Genomic DNA, 18,320 nt, shown 5'->3' on the forward strand with positions numbered 1-18,320 from the left:
GGGCCTTGCCTTGACTGGGGGCAAGATCCTCTTTAGACTCTTGTACCCCTAAATTTGGCGGGAATTCGTTCCTGCCATTTTGCTTTTCTTGCAAGACAATAGCGTCGCAAGACAACAGTGGAGCTAGTAGATGGCAACTATCAACCAGCTGGTACGTCAGCCGCGTAAGCGTATCGTCGAGAAATCCGACGTGCCTGCGCTGCAGAACTGCCCGCAACGTCGTGGCGTATGCACTCGCGTGTATACCACTACGCCGAAAAAACCTAACTCGGCACTGCGTAAAGTATGCCGTGTGCGCCTGACCAACGGTTTCGAGGTTTCCTCGTACATCGGTGGTGAAGGTCACAACCTGCAAGAACACAGCGTGGTACTGATCCGCGGCGGTCGTGTAAAAGACTTGCCAGGTGTTCGTTATCACACCGTACGCGGCTCCTTGGATACTTCCGGCGTTAAAGGTCGTAACCAGGGTCGTTCGAAGTACGGTACCAAGAAGCCTAAGTAGTAGCGGCTTTTTGCAACACTGAATCATCTAATTTTCTGAGTCGATAAGAGTAAGGTCGGAGGCGTCCCGCAAGGGCACCGATTCCGAACGAACCTGAAGACCGTTTGAGGGCTTATCCATGCCAAGAAGACGCGTAGCAGCCAAGCGCGAAGTGCTTGACGATCCAAAATACGGAAGCCAAATTCTGGCCAAGTTCATGAACCACGTGATGGAAAGCGGCAAGAAAGCCGTTGCCGAGCGTATCGTTTATGGCGCGCTGGAAAAGGTTAAAGAACGCAAGAACAGCGACCCCCTGGAAATCTTCGAGAAAGCTCTCGACGCCATCGCTCCGCTGGTCGAAGTGAAGTCGCGCCGTGTAGGCGGTGCTACTTACCAGGTTCCGGTCGAAGTTCGTCCGTCCCGTCGTAACGCTCTGGCAATGCGCTGGTTGGTAGACTTCGCCCGTAAGCGCGGCGAGAAGTCTATGGCTCTGCGTTTGGCCGGCGAGCTGTTGGACGCTGCTGAAGGTAAAGGTGCTGCTGTTAAGAAGCGTGAAGACGTGCACCGTATGGCTGAAGCTAACAAAGCTTTCTCGCACTACCGCTTCTAATCTTAGCTTCACTAATTTTGCGAGGGCTTTATGGCTCGTACTACTCCGATTAGCCGCTACCGTAACATCGGTATCGTCGCTCACGTGGATGCTGGTAAAACCACCACCACCGAGCGCGTGCTGTTTTACACCGGCAAAAGTCACAAAATGGGCGAGGTGCATGACGGCGCCGCGACCACAGACTGGATGGTTCAGGAGCAGGAGCGTGGTATTACCATTACTTCTGCTGCTATTACCGCCTTCTGGAAAGGTTCCGAGAAGCAGTACAAAGACGAGCACCGCTTCAACGTAATCGATACCCCAGGCCACGTAGACTTCACCATTGAAGTTGAACGTTCCCTGCGCGTACTCGACGGCGCTGTCGTTGTGTTCTGTGGTACCTCGGGCGTTGAGCCTCAGTCGGAAACCGTATGGCGTCAGGCCAACAAATACGGCGTTCCGCGTCTTGTTTACGTAAACAAGATGGACCGTGCTGGTGCCAACTTCCTGCGCGTGATCGGTCAGATCAAGCAGCGTCTGGGTCACACTCCGGTGCCTATCCAGTTGGCTATCGGTTCCGAAGACAACTTCCAGGGTCAGATCGATCTGATCAATATGGAAGCTGTTTACTGGAACGATTCCGACAAAGGTATGGTTCCTGTTCGTAAGCCTATCCCTGCAGAACTGCAGGAGCTGGCTGACGAGTGGCGCAACAACATGGTTGAGGCTGCTGCCGAAGCCAACGAAGAGCTGATGAACAAGTACCTCGAAGGTGAAGAGCTCACCAACGCGGAAATCAAGGCTGCTCTGCGTCAGCGTACTATCGCTGGCGAGATCGTCTTGGCTGTTTGCGGTTCCTCGTTCAAGAACAAGGGCGTTCCCCTGGTTCTCGACGCCGTTATCGACTACCTGCCGGCTCCAACCGACATTCCTGCTATCAAGGGTACCAACCCTGATAACGAGGAAGAAGAAATGGAGCGTCACGCCGATGACAGCGAGCCGTTCTCGGCTCTGGCGTTCAAGATCGCAACCGACCCATTCGTGGGTACTTTGACCTTCGTCCGCGTTTACTCGGGCGTGTTGGCCTCCGGCGACGGCGTGATCAACTCGGTTAAAGGCAAGAAAGAGCGCGTGGGTCGTATGGTGCAAATGCACGCAAACGCCCGCGAAGAGATCAAGGAAGTGCGCGCTGGTGACATCGCGGCCCTGATCGGCATGAAGGACGTCACCACTGGTGAAACCTTGTGCAACGCTGACAAGCCAATCATCCTCGTTCGCATGGACTTCCCGGAGCCGGTTATTTCGGTTGCCGTAGAGCCTAAGACCAAGGATGACCAGGAAAAAATGGGTATCGCTCTGGGCAAGCTTGCTCAGGAAGATCCATCTTTCCGCGTCAAAACTGATGAAGAGACTGGTCAAACGATCATCTCCGGCATGGGCGAGCTTCACCTGGACATCCTGGTTGATCGGATGCGCCGTGAGTTCAACGTCGAAGCCAACATCGGTAAGCCTCAGGTTTCCTATCGTGAGCGCATCACGAAGAACTGTGAAATCGAAGGCAAGTTCGTTCGTCAGTCCGGCGGTCGTGGTCAGTTCGGTCACTGCTGGATCCGTTTTGCTCCTGCTGACGAAGGTCAGGAAGGTCTGCAATTCGTGAACGAAGTAGTAGGTGGTGTGGTTCCTAAGGAATACATCCCTGCTATCCAGAAGGGCATCGAAGAGCAGATGAAGAACGGTGTTGTTGCCGGCTATCCGCTGATCGGCCTGAAAGCAACCGTTTTTGACGGTTCTTACCACGACGTCGACTCCAACGAGATGGCGTTTAAGGTGGCTGCTTCCATGGCAACCAAGCAACTGGCCCAGAAGGGCGGTGGTGAGTTGCTTGAGCCAATCATGGCGGTAGAAGTTGTTACACCTGAAGACTATATGGGTGATGTCATGGGCGACCTTAACCGTCGTCGCGGCATGATTTTGGGTATGGAAGACACGGTTTCCGGCAAAGTGATTCGCGCCGAGGTTCCGTTGGGTGAGATGTTCGGTTATGCGACCGACGTTCGCTCCATGTCCCAGGGTCGCGCAAGCTACTCTATGGAATTCAAAAAATACAACACAGCTCCGGCGCACATCGCTGAAACTGTATCCAAAAAACAAGGCTGATTCAGTCCTTTAGGCAAGGAGTTAATTGTCGTGGCTAAAGAAAAATTTGATCGTTCCCTACCGCACGTCAACGTTGGCACCATCGGTCACGTTGACCACGGTAAAACCACTCTGACTGCTGCTCTGACTCGCGTTTGCTCCGAAGTATTCGGTTCCGCAATCGTTGATTTCGATAAAATCGACAGCGCGCCAGAAGAAAAAGCTCGTGGTATCACCATCAACACCGCGCACGTTGAATACAACTCGCTGATCCGTCACTACGCTCACGTTGACTGCCCAGGTCACGCTGACTATGTGAAGAACATGATCACCGGTGCTGCTCAAATGGACGGCGCTATCCTGGTTTGCTCGGCCGCTGATGGTCCGATGCCACAAACCCGTGAGCACATCCTGCTGTCCCGTCAGGTAGGCGTTCCGTACATCGTGGTTTACCTGAACAAGGCTGACCTGGTGGACGACGCTGAGCTGCTGGAACTGGTTGAGATGGAAGTGCGCGATCTGCTGAGCACTTACGACTTCCCAGGCGACGACACTCCGATCATCATCGGTTCTGCTCGTATGGCTCTGGAAGGCAAAGACGACAACGAAATGGGCACCACGTCCGTTCGTAAACTGGTTGAAACTCTGGACAGCTACATCCCAGATCCAGTTCGTGTTATCGACAAGCCGTTCCTGATGCCAATCGAAGACGTATTCTCGATCTCTGGTCGCGGTACTGTTGTAACTGGCCGTATCGAGCGCGGTATCGTCAAGGTTCAAGATCCACTGGAAATCGTTGGTCTGCGTGACACTACCGTCACCACCTGCACCGGTGTTGAAATGTTCCGTAAGCTGCTCGACGAAGGTCGTGCTGGCGAGAACTGCGGCGTTCTGCTGCGTGGTACCAAGCGTGACGACGTTGAGCGTGGCCAGGTTCTGGTTAAGCCAGGTTCGGTTAAGCCGCACACCAAGTTCGAAGCTGAAGTGTACGTTCTGAGCAAAGAAGAAGGCGGTCGTCACACTCCGTTCTTCAAAGGCTACCGTCCACAGTTCTACTTCCGTACTACTGACGTGACTGGCAACTGCGAACTGCCGGAAGGCGTTGAGATGGTAATGCCGGGCGACAACATCAAAATGGTTGTTACCCTGATCAAAACCATCGCAATGGAAGACGGTCTGCGTTTCGCTATTCGCGAAGGCGGCCGTACCGTTGGTGCTGGCGTTGTAGCTAAAATCATCGAGTAATTATCTCTTCTGAGATAGCTCGGTTTTTTGAGAAGGCCCCCGCTCAGCGGGGGCCTTTTTTATTGGGTTGACACCTATCTGGGGCGTCTATAGAATTGCGCCTCCTTTTAACGGGCGTATTGCGCTCGCTGGGAATAGCAGCCGGAGTCTGAAATCCAATGCAAAATCAGCAAATCCGTATCAGGTTGAAGGCTTTTGACCATCGCCTGATCGACCAATCCACCCAGGAAATCGTGGAAACCGCGAAACGTACTGGTGCACAAGTGCGTGGTCCAATTCCACTGCCTACCCGTAAAGAGCGGTTCACCGTTCTGGTCTCCCCGCACGTCAACAAAGACGCGCGTGACCAGTACGAGATCCGTACTCATAAGCGCGTACTGGACATCGTCCAGCCAACGGATAAAACCGTTGATGCACTTATGAAGCTCGATCTGGCGGCCGGTGTGGAAGTACAGATCAGCCTCGGCTAAGACTCGGGTCTTAGTCGTGTAACGCTCTGAAATGGGCGGCCATAGCGGGTGAAAGCCCCGTACACTCATGAGGTTTACAACATGACTATTGGTGTAGTCGGTCGTAAATGCGGTATGACCCGTATTTTCACCGAAGAAGGTGTCTCCATTCCGGTCACGGTCATTGAGATCGAACCGAATCGCGTCACCCAGTTCAAAACTGAAGAGACCGATGGCTATCGTGCAGTGCAAGTCACTGTCGGCGAGCGTCGTGCTTCGCGCGTGACTGCTGCTCAAGCAGGTCACTTCGCTAAAGCAAACGTTGCAGCTGGTCGCACTGTTATGGAGTTCCGTCTCGAAGATGGCGACTACCAGGCTGGCGATCTGATCAACGCTGAAATCTTCGCCGCTGGTCAACTGGTTGATGTAACCGGTCAGTCCAAAGGTAAAGGCTTCCAGGGTACGATCAAGCGTTGGAATTTCCGTGGCCAAGACAACACTCACGGTAACTCCGTTTCCCACCGCGTCCCGGGCTCTATTGGCCAGTGCCAGACTCCTGGTCGTGTATTCAAGGGCAAAAAAATGTCCGGTCATATGGGCGCTGAGCGCGTGACCGTGCAGTCCCTCGAAGTAGTGCGCGTCGACGCTGAACGCAATCTGTTGTTGGTCAAGGGTGCTGTTCCTGGCGCTACTGGCGGCAACCTGGTTGTACGTCCGGCGGCCAAGGCTCGCGGTTAAGGGGAAGCTGACATGCAATTAAATGTAAATGACGCTCAAGCGATCGAAGTTTCCGAACTGACGTTTGGCGGCGAGTTCAACGAGACGCTGGTTCACCAAGCAGTCGTGGCCTACATGGCCGGCGGTCGTCAAGGTAGCAAGCAGCAAAAGACCCGTTCCGACGTTCGTGGTGGCGGTAAGCGCCCTTGGCGTCAGAAAGGTACTGGCCGTGCTCGTGCCGGTACTATCCGTAGCCCAATCTGGCGCGGCGGCGGTACCACTTTCGCAGCTCGTCCACAGGATCACTCGCAGAAGCTCAACAAGAAGATGTACCGCGCAGCACTGCGCTCCATCCTTGCTGAACTCGTGCGTACTGACCGTCTGGTCGTGGTTCAGGACTTCGCTGTTGAAAGCCCGAAAACCAAAGATCTGCTGGGCAAACTGAACAACATGAGCCTGACCGATGTTTTGATCGTGTCCGAAGCTGTTGATCAGAACCTGTACCTGGCTGCTCGCAACCTGCCACACGTTGATGTACGTGACGTGCAAGGTTCCGATCCAGTTAGTCTGATCGCATACGACAAGGTGTTGATCACCGTGTCGGCCGTGAAGAAATTCGAGGAGCTGCTGGGATGAACCAGGAACGCGTATTTAAAGTTCTGCTTGGCCCGCACGTTTCCGAAAAGGCTACGGTTCTGGCTGACAAGAAAGGCCAGTTCGTTTTCAAGGTTGCAACTGACGCAACCAAGCTGGAAATCAAGAAGGCCGTCGAAAGCCTGTTCAGCGTGAAAGTAGAGCGTGTTACTACCCTGAATGTTCTGGGTAAGAGCAAGCGCACTGCTCGCGGTCTGGGCAAGCGTAATGACTGGAAGAAGGCAGTTATCTCCCTTCAGCCAGGCCAAGATCTCGATTTCAGCAGCAGTGCTGAGTAAGGAAGGGGTGCATCATGGCAATCGTTAAATGCAAACCGACTTCCCCTGGCCGCCGTTTTGTGGTCAAGGTGGTCAACCAGGAGCTGCATAAAGGCGCTCCTCACGCACCGCTGCTCGAGAAAAAATCGAAGACTGGTGGTCGTAACAACAATGGTCGTATTACCACTCGTCACATCGGTGGTGGCCATAAGCAGCATTATCGTCTGGTCGACTTCCGTCGCAACGACAAAGATGGCATCGCTGCCACTGTCGAGCGTATCGAATACGATCCAAACCGTACTGCTCACATCGCTCTGCTGCTGTACGCAGATGGCGAGCGTCGCTACATCATCGCCCCTAAAGGCGTGAGTGCTGGCGACCAGCTGATCGCAGGTGCTTTGGCACCGATCAAGCCGGGCAACGCTCTGCAGCTGCGTAACATTCCAGTTGGTAGCACCGTACACGGCATCGAATTGAAGCCAGGTAAAGGCGCGCAAATCGCTCGTTCCGCTGGTGCTTCGGCTCAGCTGATCGCTCGTGAAGGTGTCTACGTGACCCTGCGTCTGCGTTCTGGTGAAATGCGTAAAGTGCTGGCTGAATGCCGCGCGACCCTGGGTGAAGTCTCGAACTCCGAGCACAGCCTGCGTTCGCTGGGTAAAGCTGGTGCCAAACGCTGGCGTGGCGTTCGCCCAACCGTTCGTGGTGTTGCCATGAACCCGGTTGACCACCCACACGGTGGTGGTGAAGGTCGTACCTCTGGTGGTCGTCATCCGGTATCGCCATGGGGCTTCCCGACTAAGGGCGCGAAGACTCGTGGTAATAAGCGTACCGACAAAATGATCGTCCGTCGTCGCAAGTAAATAGAGGGATACGACAGTGCCACGTTCTCTGAAAAAAGGTCCTTTTATTGATCTTCACCTACTGAAGAAGATCGAAGTGGCGGCGGAAAAGAATGATCGCAAACCAGTTAAGACCTGGTCGCGTCGTTCGATGATCCTGCCACAAATGGTCGGTCTGACCATCGCTGTACACAACGGTCGCTTGCACGTCCCAGTTCTCGTGAACGAAGACATGGTCGGCCACAAACTAGGCGAGTTTGCCGGTACCCGCACTTATCGTGGGCACGTGGCAGACAAGAAAGCCAAGCGTTAAGGGGTTAGGAAATGGAAGTAGCCGCTAAGTTGTCGGGCGCTCGAATCTCCGCCCAGAAAGCCCGCTTGGTCGCCGACCAGATCCGCGGGAAGAAGGTGGGCGAAGCGCTCAACCTGTTGGCTTTCAGCAGTAAGAAAGCCGCCGAGATCATGAAGAAAGTGCTGGAGTCGGCCGTAGCCAACGCCGAGCATAACGAAGGCGCAGACGTTGATGACCTGAAGGTCAGCACCGTTTTCGTCAACGAAGGGCGTTCGCTGAAGCGCATCATGCCACGTGCCAAAGGCCGTGCTGATCGCATCGTCAAGCGGTCTTGCCATATCACTGTCAAGGTTGCTGACAAGTAACGGAGTCGAAGAGATGGGTCAGAAAGTACATCCCATTGGCATTCGCCTGGGAATCGTCAAGGAGCACACCTCCGTCTGGTACGCAGACGGTCGGACTTATGCGGACTACTTGTTCGCTGATCTGAAGGTGCGTGAGTATCTCCAAGACAAACTAAAAAGCGCGTCCGTAAGCCGTATCGATATCCATCGTCCGGCACAAACTGCACGTATCACCATCCACACCGCTCGTCCAGGTATCGTTATCGGGAAGAAAGGTGAAGATGTTGAGAAACTGCGTCAGGACCTGACCAAGCAAATGGGTGTGCCTGTGCACATCAATATCGAAGAGATCCGCAAGCCGGAGCTCGACGGTATGCTGGTTGCGCAGAGCGTAGCTCAGCAGCTGGAGCGTCGCGTAATGTTCCGTCGCGCTATGAAGCGCGCTGTACAGAACGCCATGCGCATTGGTGCCAAAGGCATCAAAATCCAAGTGAGCGGTCGTCTCGGCGGTGCTGAAATCGCACGTACTGAATGGTATCGCGAAGGTCGTGTGCCACTGCACACCCTGCGTGCCGACATCGACTATGCCAACTACGAAGCTCACACCACTTACGGTGTGATCGGTGTAAAGGTTTGGATCTTCAAAGGCGAAGTAATTGGTGGTCGCCAAGAAGAACTGAAACCACAAGCACCAGCGCCTCGTAAAAAAGCTGCTAAGTAAGGGGTACGCCAAATGTTGCAACCTAAGCGTACGAAGTTCCGCAAGCAGATGACAGGCCACAACCGTGGTCTGGCTCAGCGCGGTAGCAAAGTCAGCTTCGGCGAGTTCGCGCTGAAGTCTGTAGCTCGTGGTCGTCTCACCGCTCGTCAGATCGAGTCAGCGCGTCGTGCTCTGACCCGTCACGTAAAACGTGGTGGCAAGATCTGGATCCGTGTATTCCCGGACAAGCCGATCTCCAAAAAACCTCTCGAGGTTCGGATGGGTAAAGGTAAGGGTAACGTGGAGTACTGGGTAGCCCAGATTCAGCCAGGCAAAGTCCTGTATGAAATCGAGGGTGTTTCTGAAGAGCTGGCGCGTGAGGCTTTCGCCCTGGCTGCTGCAAAGCTGCCGCTCGCCACCTCCTTTGTTAAACGGACGGTGATGTGATGAAAGCGAATGAACTTCGTGAAAAATCCGCACAGCAGCTGAACGAGCAACTGCTCGGCCTGCTGCGCGACCAGTTCAATCTGCGTATGCAGAAAGCAACTGGCCAGTTGGGGCAGTCTCATCTGCTCTCGCAAGTTAAGCGTGACATCGCTCGCGTGAAGACTGTGCTCAACCAGCAGGCAGGTAAGTGATCATGGCTGAAGCCGAAAAGACTGTCCGTACGCTGACTGGCCGTGTTGTCAGCGACAAGATGGACAAAACCATCACCGTTTTGATCGAGCGTCGCGTTAAGCACCCGATCTACGGTAAATATGTTAAGCGTTCGACTAAGCTGCACGCGCACGACGAAACCAATCAGTGCCACATCGGCGACAAGGTCACTATTCGTGAAACTCGTCCGCTGGCCAAGACCAAGTCTTGGGCACTGGTTGATGTTCTCGAACGCGCTGTGGAAGTCTAAGGACTAGGGGTCGGAGAAATTATATGATTCAGACTCAATCCATGCTCGATGTGGCCGATAACAGCGGCGCTCGCCGTGTTATGTGCATCAAGGTGCTGGGTGGCTCCCATCGTCGTTACGCTGGTATCGGTGACATCATCAAAGTTACCGTGAAGGAAGCAATTCCTCGCGGTAAAGTGAAAAAAGGCCAAGTGATGACTGCTGTTGTAGTCCGCACTCGTCACGGCGTACGCCGTGCTGATGGCTCCATTATCCGCTTTGATGGCAACGCTGCTGTTCTTCTGAACAACAAGCAAGAGCCGATCGGCACCCGTATCTTTGGGCCAGTGACCCGTGAACTTCGTACTGAGAAGTTCATGAAGATCGTCTCGCTCGCCCCAGAAGTGCTGTAAGGAGATCCGACATGCAAAAGATTCGTCGTGACGACGAGATCATCGTGATCGCCGGCAAAGACAAAGGTAAGCGCGGTAAGGTGCTTAAGGTTCTCGCTAATAACCGTCTGGTTATCGGTGGTCTGAACCTGGTCAAGCGTCATACCAAGCCTAACCCGATGTCGGGCGTACAAGGCGGTATCGTCGAAAAAGAAGCTCCACTGGATGCTTCTAACGTCGCTATTTTCAATGGCGAAACCAACAAGGCTGACCGCGTTGGTTTCAAAGTAGAAGATGGCAAGAAAATTCGTGTCTTCAAGTCGACCCAAAAAGCGGTTGATGCTTGAACACTGCTAGGTAGAAGACCATGGCACGACTAAAAGAGATTTACTGGAAAGAAATCGCACCGAAACTTAAGGAAGAACTTAAGCTTTCGAACGTGATGGAAGTTCCACGCGTTACCAAAATCACCCTGAACATGGGTCTGGGCGAAGCGGTCGGCGACAAAAAAGTCATCGAACACGCTGTAGCCGACCTGGAAAAGATCACCGGTCAAAAAGTCGTTGTGACTTACGCTCGGAAATCCATCGCTGGCTTTAAAGTCCGTGAAGGTTGGCCGATCGGCGTCAAAGTGACTCTGCGCCGTGAGCGTATGTACGAATTCCTGGATCGTCTGCTGTCGATCTCCCTGCCTCGGGTCCGCGACTTCCGCGGCCTGAATGCCAAGTCCTTCGATGGTCGTGGTAACTACAGCATGGGCGTGAAAGAGCAGATCATCTTCCCGGAAATCGACTACGACAAGATCGATGCTCTCCGCGGTCTGGACATCACCCTGACCACCACTGCCAAGAACGATGATGAAGGTCGCGCCCTGTTGCGTGCTTTCAAATTCCCGTTCCGCAACTGATTGGAGTAGGACCATGGCCAAGATGAGCATGAAAAACCGCGAGCTGAAACGTCAGCTCACGGTTGCCAAGTACGCCAAGAAGCGTGCAGCACTGAAAGCAATCATCGTTGATCTGAACGCAAGTCCAGAAGCACGTTGGGAAGCGACAGTTGCTCTGCAGAAGCAGCCACGTGACGCAAGCGCTTCGCGCATGCGTAACCGCTGCCGCCTGACCGGTCGTCCACACGGCGTTTACCGCAAGTTCGGCCTCGGCCGTAACAAACTGCGTGAAGCGGCAATGCGTGGTGACGTACCAGGTCTGGTTAAAGCCAGCTGGTAAGTACTTTCAACGTCCCGGTGGGCAGGATCGCAAGATACTGACCGCCGGTGGCCTTGAATCTGGATCAAGCCCCTTTTGGGGCTTGTTTCATTTCTGGAGTATGTCTAAAATACGCGGCTCGCCTGAGCCCGTGTTTTTTATGCCCGGAGATTCTCGGCGACATATGTAGCCGCAAGGCTAATTTTTTTGTATTAGGAGCGTCTAGCCCATGAGTATGCAGGACCCGTTAGCGGACATGCTAACTCGTATCCGTAATGCCCAGATGGCTGAAAAGTCCGTCGTAAGCATGCCATCTTCCAAGTTGAAGGTAGCTGTTGCCAAAGTCCTGAAAGACGAAGGCTACATTGCGGGTTATCAGATCAGCAGCGATGTTAAAGCACTGCTGTCCATCGAGCTGAAGTACTTCGAAGGCCGTTCGGTCATCGAGGAAGTGAAGCGCGTTAGCCGTCCAGGCCTGCGTCAGTACAAGTCCGCTGAAGATCTGCCGAAAGTTCGTGGCGGTCTGGGCGTGTCTATCGTCTCCACCAACAAAGGTGTGATGACGGATCGTGCTGCGCGCGCTGCCGGTGTCGGCGGCGAAGTTCTTTGCACTGTGTTCTAAGGGGGGATAAGCATGTCTCGCGTCGCTAAGAACCCCGTTAAGCTGCCAGCCGGTGTCGAAGTCAAATTCGCAGGCCAACAGCTTTCGGTGAAGGGTGCCAAGGGCACTCTTGAACTGAATATCCATTCGTCCGTTGAGATCGTTGAAGAAGCTGGTGAGCTGCGTTTCGCTGCTCGCAATGGCGATCAACAAACTCGCGCAATGGCCGGTACCACGCGTGCGTTGGTAAACAACATGGTCCAAGGCGTAAGCCAAGGCTTCGAGCGCAAGCTCCAGCTGGTCGGTGTTGGTTACAAAGCGCAAGCAAAAGGCACGGTTTTGAACCTGGCCCTTGGCTTCTCGCACCCAGTGGATTACGAACTGCCGGAAGGCATCACCGCTGAGACCCCTAGCCAAACCGACATCCTGATCAAGGGTATCGATAAGCAGCTGGTAGGTCAGGTGGCCGCTGAGATCCGCGACTTCCGTCCACCAGAGCCGTACAAAGGCAAAGGTGTGCGCTACGCGGACGAAGTCGTCCGTCGTAAAGAAGCCAAGAAGAAGTAGGGCATAGCAAATGACCGACAAAAAAGTTACTCGACTGCGTCGCGCTCGCAAAGCACGCCTGAAAATGCACGAACTCGAAGTCGTGCGTCTCTGCGTGTACCGCTCGTCGCAGCACATCTACGCCCAGGTCATCTCGGCCGACGGCAACCAAGTCCTGGCAAGCGCCTCGACTTTGGATAAAGAACTGCGTGATGGTGCCACTGGCAACATCGACGCGGCCACTAAGGTTGGCCAGCTGGTCGCTACGCGTGCTAAGGCCGCTGGCGTCTCGCAAGTGGCTTTCGACCGCTCTGGCTTCAAGTACCACGGCCGCGTGAAAGCGCTGGCTGATGCTGCTCGTGAAGCTGGGCTGGAGTTCTAAGTTATGTCAAATAACGACCAAAAGCGCGACGAAGGCTACATTGAGAAGCTGGTTCAAGTTAACCGCGTAGCCAAAACCGTTAAAGGCGGCCGTATCTTCACTTTCACCGCGTTGACCGTGGTAGGTGATGGTAAAGGGCGTGTTGGCTTCGGCCGTGGCAAGTCACGTGAAGTGCCTGCTGCGATCCAGAAGGCAATGGAAGCTGCTCGTCGCAACATGATCCAAGTTGATCTGAACGGCACCACTCTGCAGTACGCAATGAAGTCCGCTCACGGCGCTTCGAAGGTGTACATGCAACCGGCTTCTGAAGGTACCGGTATCATCGCTGGCGGCGCTATGCGTGCTGTCCTCGAAGTTGCTGGCGTTCAGAACGTTCTGGCCAAGTGCTACGGCTCGACTAACCCGGTAAACGTGGTTCACGCCACTTTCAAGGGTCTGAAAGCCATGCAATCTCCTGAGTCCATCGCTGCCAAGCGTGGCTTGACTGTCAAGGAGATCTTCTGATCATGGCTACCGTTAAAGTAACGCTGATCAAAAGCATGACCGGCCGCATTCCTAACCACAAACTGTGTGTTAAAGGTTTGGGTCTGCGTCGCATCGGTCACACTGTAGAAGTCCAGGATACTCCCGAGAATCGCGGGATGATCAACAAGGCTTACTACATGCTGCGTGTAGAGGGTTAATCGATGAAACTCAATGATCTGAGTCCAGCGCCGGGTTCCCGTCGCGAAAAGCATCGTCCGGGCCGTGGTATCGGTAGCGGTTTGGGTAAGACTGGTGGCCGTGGCCACAAAGGTCAAACCTCCCGTTCCGGTGGCACCATTGCTCCAGGCTTTGAAGGCGGTCAACAGCCGCTGCATCGTCGCCTGCCTAAGTTCGGTTTCGTATCCCTGAAAGCCATGGACCGCGCAGAAGTGCGTCTGTCCGAGCTGGCTAAAGTGGAAGGCGACATCGTTACTGTGCAGACCCTGAAAGATGCCAACGTGATCAACGTCAACGTACAGCGTGTGAAAATCATGCTGTCCGGTGAAGTGACTCGCGCTGTCACTATCGGCAAGGGAATCGGCGCCACCAAAGGTGCGCGTTCGGCTATCGAAGCAGCTGGCGGCAAGTTCGAGGAATAAATGGCTAAGCAAGGTGCTCTCTCAGCGCTCGGCAAAGGCGGTATGTCTGAACTTTGGGCTCGTCTGCGTTTTCTGTTCCTGGCGATTATCGTCTACCGAATAGGCGCACACATCCCGGTTCCAGGTATCAACCCGGACCGACTCGCAGACCTGTTTCGACAGAATGAGGGGACCATTCTTAGCTTGTTCAACATGTTTTCCGGCGGCGCGCTGGAACGGATGAGCATCTTTGCACTGGGGATCATGCCGTACATTTCGGCATCGATCATCATGCAACTGATGACCGCCGTCAGCCCGCAGTTGGAGCAGTTGAAGAAGGAAGGTGAAGCTGGCCGTCGCAAGATTAGCCAGTACACCCGCTACGGCACTGTCGTCCTCGCCCTGGTTCAAGCTATCGGCATGTCCGTTGGCCTGGCGGGGCAGGGCGTTGCGTTCACTGGTGACTTTGGCTTCTATTTCGTCGCGGTATCCACGTTTGTGGCTGGTGCGATGTTCATGATGTGGCTGGGTGAGCAGATTACTGAGCGTGGTGTTGGTAACGGTATCTCGATGTTGATTTTCGCAGGTATCGTCGCCGGTCTTCCGAGAGCAATCGGGCAGTCTTTCGAGTCTGCACGTCAGGGTGATATCAATATCTTCGCCTTGGTTGCCATCGGTTTGCTGGCAGTAGCGATTATCGGTTTTGTGGTGTTCATTGAGCGTGGCCAGCGTCGTATTGCTGTTCACTACGCCAAGCGTCAGCAGGGCCGCAAGGTCTTTGCTGCGCAGACCAGCCACTTGCCGCTGAAAGTGAATATGGCCGGTGTTATTCCGGCAATTTTCGCGAGCAGCATTTTGCTGTTTCCGGCTTCGTTGGGTACCTGGTTTGGTCAGTCTGAAAATATGGGCTGGCTGCAGGACCTCTCTCAGTCGATCGCTCCTGGTCAGCCGTTGAATATTCTGCTGTTTAGTGCAGGGATTATTTTCTTCTGCTTCTTCTATACGGCGTTGATGTTCAATCCGAAAGACGTAGCGGAAAACCTGAAGAAGTCCGGTGCCTTTATTCCGGGCATCCGTCCAGGTGAGCAGTCGGCACGCTACATTGATGGCGTTCTGACTCGTTTGACCCTGTTCGGTGCTCTATATATGACGGCCGTGTGCTTGCTTCCCCAGTTCCTGGTGGTTGCAGCAAACGTTCCGTTCTACCTTGGCGGGACCTCGTTGCTGATCGTGGTCGTGGTTGTGATGGACTTCATGTCCCAAGTACAATCGCACCTCGTTTCGCACCAGTACGAATCCCTGATGAAGAAAGCCAACCTGAAGGGTTACGGCAGCGGCATGTTGCGCTGAGTACCCATAAGGTTCGAGGAGTTGGTGATGAAAGTTCGTGCATCGGTGAAAAAGCTGTGCCGTAACTGCAAGATTATTCGCCGCGAAGGTGTTGTTCGAGTAATTTGCAGCGCGGAACCGCGTCACAAACAGCGCCAAGGCTGAGTGTGATCCGCTTGAAGCCCGGCAGCTAGTGCGCTGCCGGGTTGATTATTTGTTATTACAGCGATATTATCTCGCGCCCTATTTCTTGGCTTCCGGGGCGTAGGTAGCTGTCAATTGGAGTCCCACTGAATGGCCCGTATTGCAGGCGTTAACATTCCAGATAACAAGCACACTGTTATCTCGCTGACCTACATCTATGGTGTTGGTCGCACTACTGCACAGAATATCTGTGCGGTCGCTGGGGTAAACCCAGCCGCTAAGATCAAGGATCTGAGCGACGAGCAGATTGAGCTGTTGCGTGGCGAAGTGGCGAAGTTCACCACTGAAGGTGACCTGCGTCGCGAAATCAACATGAAAATCAAGCGTTTGATGGATCTCGGTTGCTACCGTGGTCTGCGTCATCGTCGTGGTCTTCCAGTGCGCGGTCAGCGTACCAAGACTAACGCGCGTACCCGTAAAGGTCCGCGTAAGCCGATCCGCAAGTAATCGCCCACGCGAATCGACAGGAAAATTATCATGGCAAAACCTGCTGCTCGTCCTCGTAAAAAAGTTAAAAAGACAGTGGTTGATGGCATCGCCCACATCCATGCTTCTTTTAACAACACAATCGTGACCATTACCGACCGTCAAGGTAACGCGCTTTCTTGGGCTACCTCCGGTGGTTCGGGTTTCCGCGGTTCCCGCAAGTCCACCCCGTTCGCTGCTCAAGTAGCTGCTGAACGTGCTGGCCAAGCTGCGCTGGAATACGGCCTGAAAAACCTCGACGTTAACGTCAAAGGTCCAGGTCCAGGTCGTGAGTCTGCTGTCCGTGCTTTGAACGGCTGTGGCTATAAGATCGCCAGCATCACCGACGTGACGCCAATCCCGCACAACGGGTGCCGTCCGCCGAAGAAGCGCCGCGTGTAATCCAGGAGATTGTAAAGAATGGCTCGTTACATTGGTCCAAAATGCAAACTCGCTCGTCGCGAAGGCACCGATCTCTTCCTGAAGAGCGGCGTGCGCGCGATCGAATCGAAGTGCAACATTGAAGCAGCACCTGGTATCCACGGCCAACGCCGCGGTCGCCAGTCCGATTACGGCACCCAACTGCGTGAAAAGCAGAAGGTCCGTCGTATCTACGGCGTTCTCGAGCGTCAATTCAGCGGCTACTATAAAGAAGCTGCTGGCAAGAAAGGTGCAACCGGTGAAAACCTGCTGCAACTGCTCGAATGCCGTCTGGACAACGTTGTATACCGTATGGGCTTTGGTTCGACTCGTGCCGAATCCCGTCAGCTGGTATCGCACAAATCCGTTAGCGTAAACGGCCAAACCGTTAACGTCCCGTCTTACCAGGTTCGTGCTGGTGACGTGGTCGCGATTCGCGAGAAAGCAAAAAACCAACTTCGCATTGTCCAAGCTCTCGATCTGTGTGCCCAACGTGGCCGCGTAGAATGGGTAGAAGTAGACACTGAGAAGAAGTCGGGCGTTTTCAAGAACGTTCCTGCTCGCAGTGATCTGTCCGCCGACATCAACGAAAGCCTGATTGTCGAGCTCTACTCCAAGTAAGGGCTAGAAAATAGGTGCATCCATGCAGATTTCGGTAAATGAGTTCCTGACACCCCGCCACATTGATGTGCAGGTTGTCAGTCCAACCCGCGCCAAGATCACTCTCGAGCCTCTCGAGCGTGGTTTTGGCCACACCCTGGGCAACGCGCTGCGCCGCATCCTGTTGTCCTCAATGCCCGGCTGTGCAGTAGTCGAGGCCGAGATTGACGGTGTGCTCCACGAGTACAGCGCCATCGAAGGTGTACAGGAAGACGTAATTGAAATCCTGTTGAACCTTAAAGGTCTGGCTATCAAGCTGCACGGCCGTGACGAAGTTACGCTGACCTTGTCGAAGAAGGGTTCGGGGGTGGTTACCGCTGCCGATATTCAGCTGGATCATGATGTCGAGATCGTTAACCCCGATCACGTAATCGCTAACCTGGCGTCTAACGGCGCCCTGAACATGAAGCTCACTGTAGCTCGTGGTCGTGGTTATGAACCGGCCGACTCGCGTCAGAGCGATGAAGACGAAAGCCGCAGCATTGGTCGCTTGCAGCTTGACTCTTCGTTCAGCCCGGTTCGCCGTATCGCATACGTGGTGGAAAACGCCCGTGTCGAGCAGCGTACTAACCTGGACAAGCTGGTTATTGATCTGGAAACCAACGGTACTCTGGATCCTGAAGAGGCTATCCGCCGCGCTGCAACCATCCTGCAACAGCAGTTGGCTGCGTTCGTCGACCTCAAGGGTGACAGCGAACCAGTGGTAATCGAGCAGGAAGACGAGATCGATCCGATCCTGCTTCGCCCGGTTGACGATCTGGAACTGACTGTACGTTCGGCTAACTGCCTTAAGGCGGAAAACATTTACTACATCGGCGACCTGATTCAGCGTACCGAAGTAGAACTGTTGAAGACTCCGAACCTGGGCAAGAAATCCTTGACTGAAATCAAGGACGTTCTGGCCTCCCGCGGTCTGTCCCTCGGCATGCGCCTCGACAACTGGCCGCCTGCAAGTCTTAAGAAGGACGACAAGGCGACTGCCTGATCGTCGTAATCACCGAACGTGAGTTTGGTAAGGAATGAACCATGCGTCATCGTAAAAGTGGTCGTCACCTGAGCCGTACCAGCTCGCACCGCAAGGCCATGTTTCAAAACATGGCGGTGTCGCTGTTCGAGCACGAGCTGATCAAAACTACACTGCCGAAAGCTAAAGAACTGCGTCGCGTTGCTGAGCCGCTGATCACTTTGGCCAAGACAGACAGCCTGGCTAACCGCCGTCTGGCTTTCGACCGTACTCGTTCGAAAGCTATCGTTGGTAAGCTCTTCAACGACCTGGGCAAGCGTTACGCTACCCGTGAGGGTGGCTACCTGCGCATCCTCAAGTGCGGTTTCCGCGCTGGCGACAACGCGCCTATGGCGTACGTCGAGTTGGTTGATCGTGCTACTGCCGGCGAAGCTGTAAGCGCCGAGTAAGACGACAAGCT

Annotated in this window: 32 protein-coding genes; all 32 read left to right on the top strand. The window is 54.3% G+C overall.

The window, feature by feature from the left end:
* The first annotated feature begins 130 nt into the window (after positions 1-130).
* The 32 genes from rpsL to rplQ all read left to right on the top strand — a co-directional run bounded on the left by rpsL (position 131) and on the right by rplQ (position 18,309).
* Positions 131-502, top strand: a complete 372-nt coding sequence (gene rpsL, locus AB4P94_RS09535) for a 30S ribosomal protein S12 (RefSeq protein WP_002555494.1) — start codon at positions 131-133, stop codon at positions 500-502.
* A 118-nt stretch (positions 503-620) separates the two neighbouring features.
* Entirely contained in the window at positions 621-1,091 is a 471-nt protein-coding gene (gene rpsG, locus AB4P94_RS09540; RefSeq protein WP_002555493.1) for a 30S ribosomal protein S7, read from the top strand.
* Between the two features lie 30 nt (positions 1,092-1,121).
* Complete coding sequence (fusA, locus tag AB4P94_RS09545) at positions 1,122-3,227, top strand: elongation factor G (protein ID WP_395610327.1); 2,106 nt, start codon at positions 1,122-1,124, stop codon at positions 3,225-3,227.
* Positions 3,228-3,257: 30 nt separating this feature from the next.
* Complete coding sequence (tuf, locus tag AB4P94_RS09550) at positions 3,258-4,451, top strand: elongation factor Tu (RefSeq protein ID WP_003176426.1); 1,194 nt, start codon at positions 3,258-3,260, stop codon at positions 4,449-4,451.
* 158 nt (positions 4,452-4,609) lie between these two features.
* The gene (gene rpsJ, locus AB4P94_RS09555; protein ID WP_003186070.1) at positions 4,610-4,921 is read left to right on the top strand and encodes a 30S ribosomal protein S10; all 312 of its coding nucleotides are present in this window, start codon (positions 4,610-4,612) and stop codon (positions 4,919-4,921) included.
* Positions 4,922-5,002: 81 nt separating this feature from the next.
* Positions 5,003-5,638, top strand: a complete 636-nt coding sequence (gene rplC, locus AB4P94_RS09560; protein WP_003194649.1) for a 50S ribosomal protein L3 — start codon at positions 5,003-5,005, stop codon at positions 5,636-5,638.
* Positions 5,639-5,650: 12 nt separating this feature from the next.
* Positions 5,651-6,253: a 50S ribosomal protein L4 gene (gene rplD / locus AB4P94_RS09565; RefSeq protein ID WP_003176424.1), complete on the top strand. Its 603-nt coding sequence runs from the start codon at positions 5,651-5,653 to the stop codon at positions 6,251-6,253.
* A complete protein-coding gene (gene rplW, locus AB4P94_RS09570) occupies positions 6,250-6,549 on the top strand; it encodes a 50S ribosomal protein L23 (protein WP_002555488.1) in 300 nt (99 codons plus the stop codon). Before rplD ends, rplW begins: the two co-directional genes overlap by 4 nt.
* Before the next feature lie 14 nt (positions 6,550-6,563).
* Positions 6,564-7,388: a 50S ribosomal protein L2 gene (rplB, locus tag AB4P94_RS09575; RefSeq protein ID WP_003210080.1), complete on the top strand. Its 825-nt coding sequence runs from the start codon at positions 6,564-6,566 to the stop codon at positions 7,386-7,388.
* A 16-nt stretch (positions 7,389-7,404) separates the two neighbouring features.
* Complete coding sequence (gene rpsS / locus AB4P94_RS09580; protein WP_003232420.1) at positions 7,405-7,680, top strand: 30S ribosomal protein S19; 276 nt, start codon at positions 7,405-7,407, stop codon at positions 7,678-7,680.
* Between the two features lie 11 nt (positions 7,681-7,691).
* Positions 7,692-8,024 (top strand): 50S ribosomal protein L22, encoded by a 333-nt coding sequence (gene rplV / locus AB4P94_RS09585; protein WP_003103908.1) that lies wholly within the window; start codon positions 7,692-7,694, stop codon positions 8,022-8,024.
* Positions 8,025-8,037: 13 nt separating this feature from the next.
* Entirely contained in the window at positions 8,038-8,724 is a 687-nt protein-coding gene (rpsC, locus tag AB4P94_RS09590; RefSeq protein ID WP_003176422.1) for a 30S ribosomal protein S3, read from the top strand.
* Between the two features lie 12 nt (positions 8,725-8,736).
* Entirely contained in the window at positions 8,737-9,150 is a 414-nt protein-coding gene (gene rplP / locus AB4P94_RS09595; protein ID WP_003176421.1) for a 50S ribosomal protein L16, read from the top strand.
* Positions 9,150-9,341, top strand: coding sequence for a 50S ribosomal protein L29 (gene rpmC / locus AB4P94_RS09600; RefSeq protein WP_002555481.1), 192 nt, complete (start codon positions 9,150-9,152; stop codon positions 9,339-9,341). The genes rplP and rpmC overlap by 1 nt, the downstream gene beginning before the upstream one ends.
* Before the next feature lie 2 nt (positions 9,342-9,343).
* Complete coding sequence (rpsQ, locus tag AB4P94_RS09605; RefSeq protein ID WP_003176419.1) at positions 9,344-9,610, top strand: 30S ribosomal protein S17; 267 nt, start codon at positions 9,344-9,346, stop codon at positions 9,608-9,610.
* 23 nt (positions 9,611-9,633) lie between these two features.
* The gene (gene rplN / locus AB4P94_RS09610; protein ID WP_002555479.1) at positions 9,634-10,002 is read left to right on the top strand and encodes a 50S ribosomal protein L14; all 369 of its coding nucleotides are present in this window, start codon (positions 9,634-9,636) and stop codon (positions 10,000-10,002) included.
* 11 nt (positions 10,003-10,013) lie between these two features.
* A complete protein-coding gene (rplX, locus tag AB4P94_RS09615; RefSeq protein WP_003176416.1) occupies positions 10,014-10,328 on the top strand; it encodes a 50S ribosomal protein L24 in 315 nt (104 codons plus the stop codon).
* Between the two features lie 20 nt (positions 10,329-10,348).
* Entirely contained in the window at positions 10,349-10,888 is a 540-nt protein-coding gene (rplE, locus tag AB4P94_RS09620; RefSeq protein WP_003176415.1) for a 50S ribosomal protein L5, read from the top strand.
* 13 nt (positions 10,889-10,901) lie between these two features.
* Positions 10,902-11,207, top strand: a complete 306-nt coding sequence (gene rpsN, locus AB4P94_RS09625) for a 30S ribosomal protein S14 (RefSeq protein WP_003176414.1) — start codon at positions 10,902-10,904, stop codon at positions 11,205-11,207.
* 208 nt (positions 11,208-11,415) lie between these two features.
* Positions 11,416-11,808 (top strand): 30S ribosomal protein S8, encoded by a 393-nt coding sequence (rpsH, locus tag AB4P94_RS09630; protein WP_010206883.1) that lies wholly within the window; start codon positions 11,416-11,418, stop codon positions 11,806-11,808.
* 12 nt (positions 11,809-11,820) lie between these two features.
* Positions 11,821-12,354, top strand: coding sequence for a 50S ribosomal protein L6 (gene rplF, locus AB4P94_RS09635; RefSeq protein ID WP_003176412.1), 534 nt, complete (start codon positions 11,821-11,823; stop codon positions 12,352-12,354).
* A gap of 10 nt (positions 12,355-12,364) precedes the next feature.
* Positions 12,365-12,715, top strand: coding sequence for a 50S ribosomal protein L18 (gene rplR, locus AB4P94_RS09640; RefSeq protein ID WP_003176410.1), 351 nt, complete (start codon positions 12,365-12,367; stop codon positions 12,713-12,715).
* Positions 12,716-12,718: 3 nt separating this feature from the next.
* Positions 12,719-13,219, top strand: a complete 501-nt coding sequence (rpsE, locus tag AB4P94_RS09645) for a 30S ribosomal protein S5 (RefSeq protein WP_003176409.1) — start codon at positions 12,719-12,721, stop codon at positions 13,217-13,219.
* A gap of 2 nt (positions 13,220-13,221) precedes the next feature.
* Positions 13,222-13,398: a 50S ribosomal protein L30 gene (gene rpmD, locus AB4P94_RS09650; RefSeq protein ID WP_003176408.1), complete on the top strand. Its 177-nt coding sequence runs from the start codon at positions 13,222-13,224 to the stop codon at positions 13,396-13,398.
* Positions 13,399-13,401: 3 nt separating this feature from the next.
* Positions 13,402-13,839 carry a 50S ribosomal protein L15 gene (rplO, locus tag AB4P94_RS09655; RefSeq protein ID WP_003176407.1) on the top strand — a complete coding sequence of 146 codons (438 nt, stop codon included), beginning with the start codon at positions 13,402-13,404 and terminating at the stop codon, positions 13,837-13,839.
* Complete coding sequence (gene secY / locus AB4P94_RS09660) at positions 13,840-15,168, top strand: preprotein translocase subunit SecY (RefSeq protein ID WP_016969470.1); 1,329 nt, start codon at positions 13,840-13,842, stop codon at positions 15,166-15,168. It begins immediately after the preceding gene.
* A gap of 27 nt (positions 15,169-15,195) precedes the next feature.
* Positions 15,196-15,312 carry a 50S ribosomal protein L36 gene (gene rpmJ / locus AB4P94_RS09665; RefSeq protein WP_002555468.1) on the top strand — a complete coding sequence of 39 codons (117 nt, stop codon included), beginning with the start codon at positions 15,196-15,198 and terminating at the stop codon, positions 15,310-15,312.
* 129 nt (positions 15,313-15,441) lie between these two features.
* Positions 15,442-15,798, top strand: a complete 357-nt coding sequence (gene rpsM / locus AB4P94_RS09670) for a 30S ribosomal protein S13 (protein ID WP_177013738.1) — start codon at positions 15,442-15,444, stop codon at positions 15,796-15,798.
* 30 nt (positions 15,799-15,828) lie between these two features.
* Positions 15,829-16,218 (top strand): 30S ribosomal protein S11, encoded by a 390-nt coding sequence (gene rpsK / locus AB4P94_RS09675; RefSeq protein WP_002555466.1) that lies wholly within the window; start codon positions 15,829-15,831, stop codon positions 16,216-16,218.
* An 18-nt stretch (positions 16,219-16,236) separates the two neighbouring features.
* Positions 16,237-16,857, top strand: a complete 621-nt coding sequence (gene rpsD, locus AB4P94_RS09680; RefSeq protein ID WP_003210056.1) for a 30S ribosomal protein S4 — start codon at positions 16,237-16,239, stop codon at positions 16,855-16,857.
* A gap of 22 nt (positions 16,858-16,879) precedes the next feature.
* Positions 16,880-17,881, top strand: coding sequence for a DNA-directed RNA polymerase subunit alpha (locus tag AB4P94_RS09685; RefSeq protein ID WP_003176403.1), 1,002 nt, complete (start codon positions 16,880-16,882; stop codon positions 17,879-17,881).
* A 41-nt stretch (positions 17,882-17,922) separates the two neighbouring features.
* Positions 17,923-18,309, top strand: a complete 387-nt coding sequence (rplQ, locus tag AB4P94_RS09690) for a 50S ribosomal protein L17 (RefSeq protein WP_003176402.1) — start codon at positions 17,923-17,925, stop codon at positions 18,307-18,309.
* Positions 18,310-18,320 lie beyond the last annotated feature (11 nt).

Source organism: Pseudomonas sp. B22129, assembly GCF_044218875.1.
Taxonomy (GTDB): domain Bacteria; phylum Pseudomonadota; class Gammaproteobacteria; order Pseudomonadales; family Pseudomonadaceae; genus Aquipseudomonas.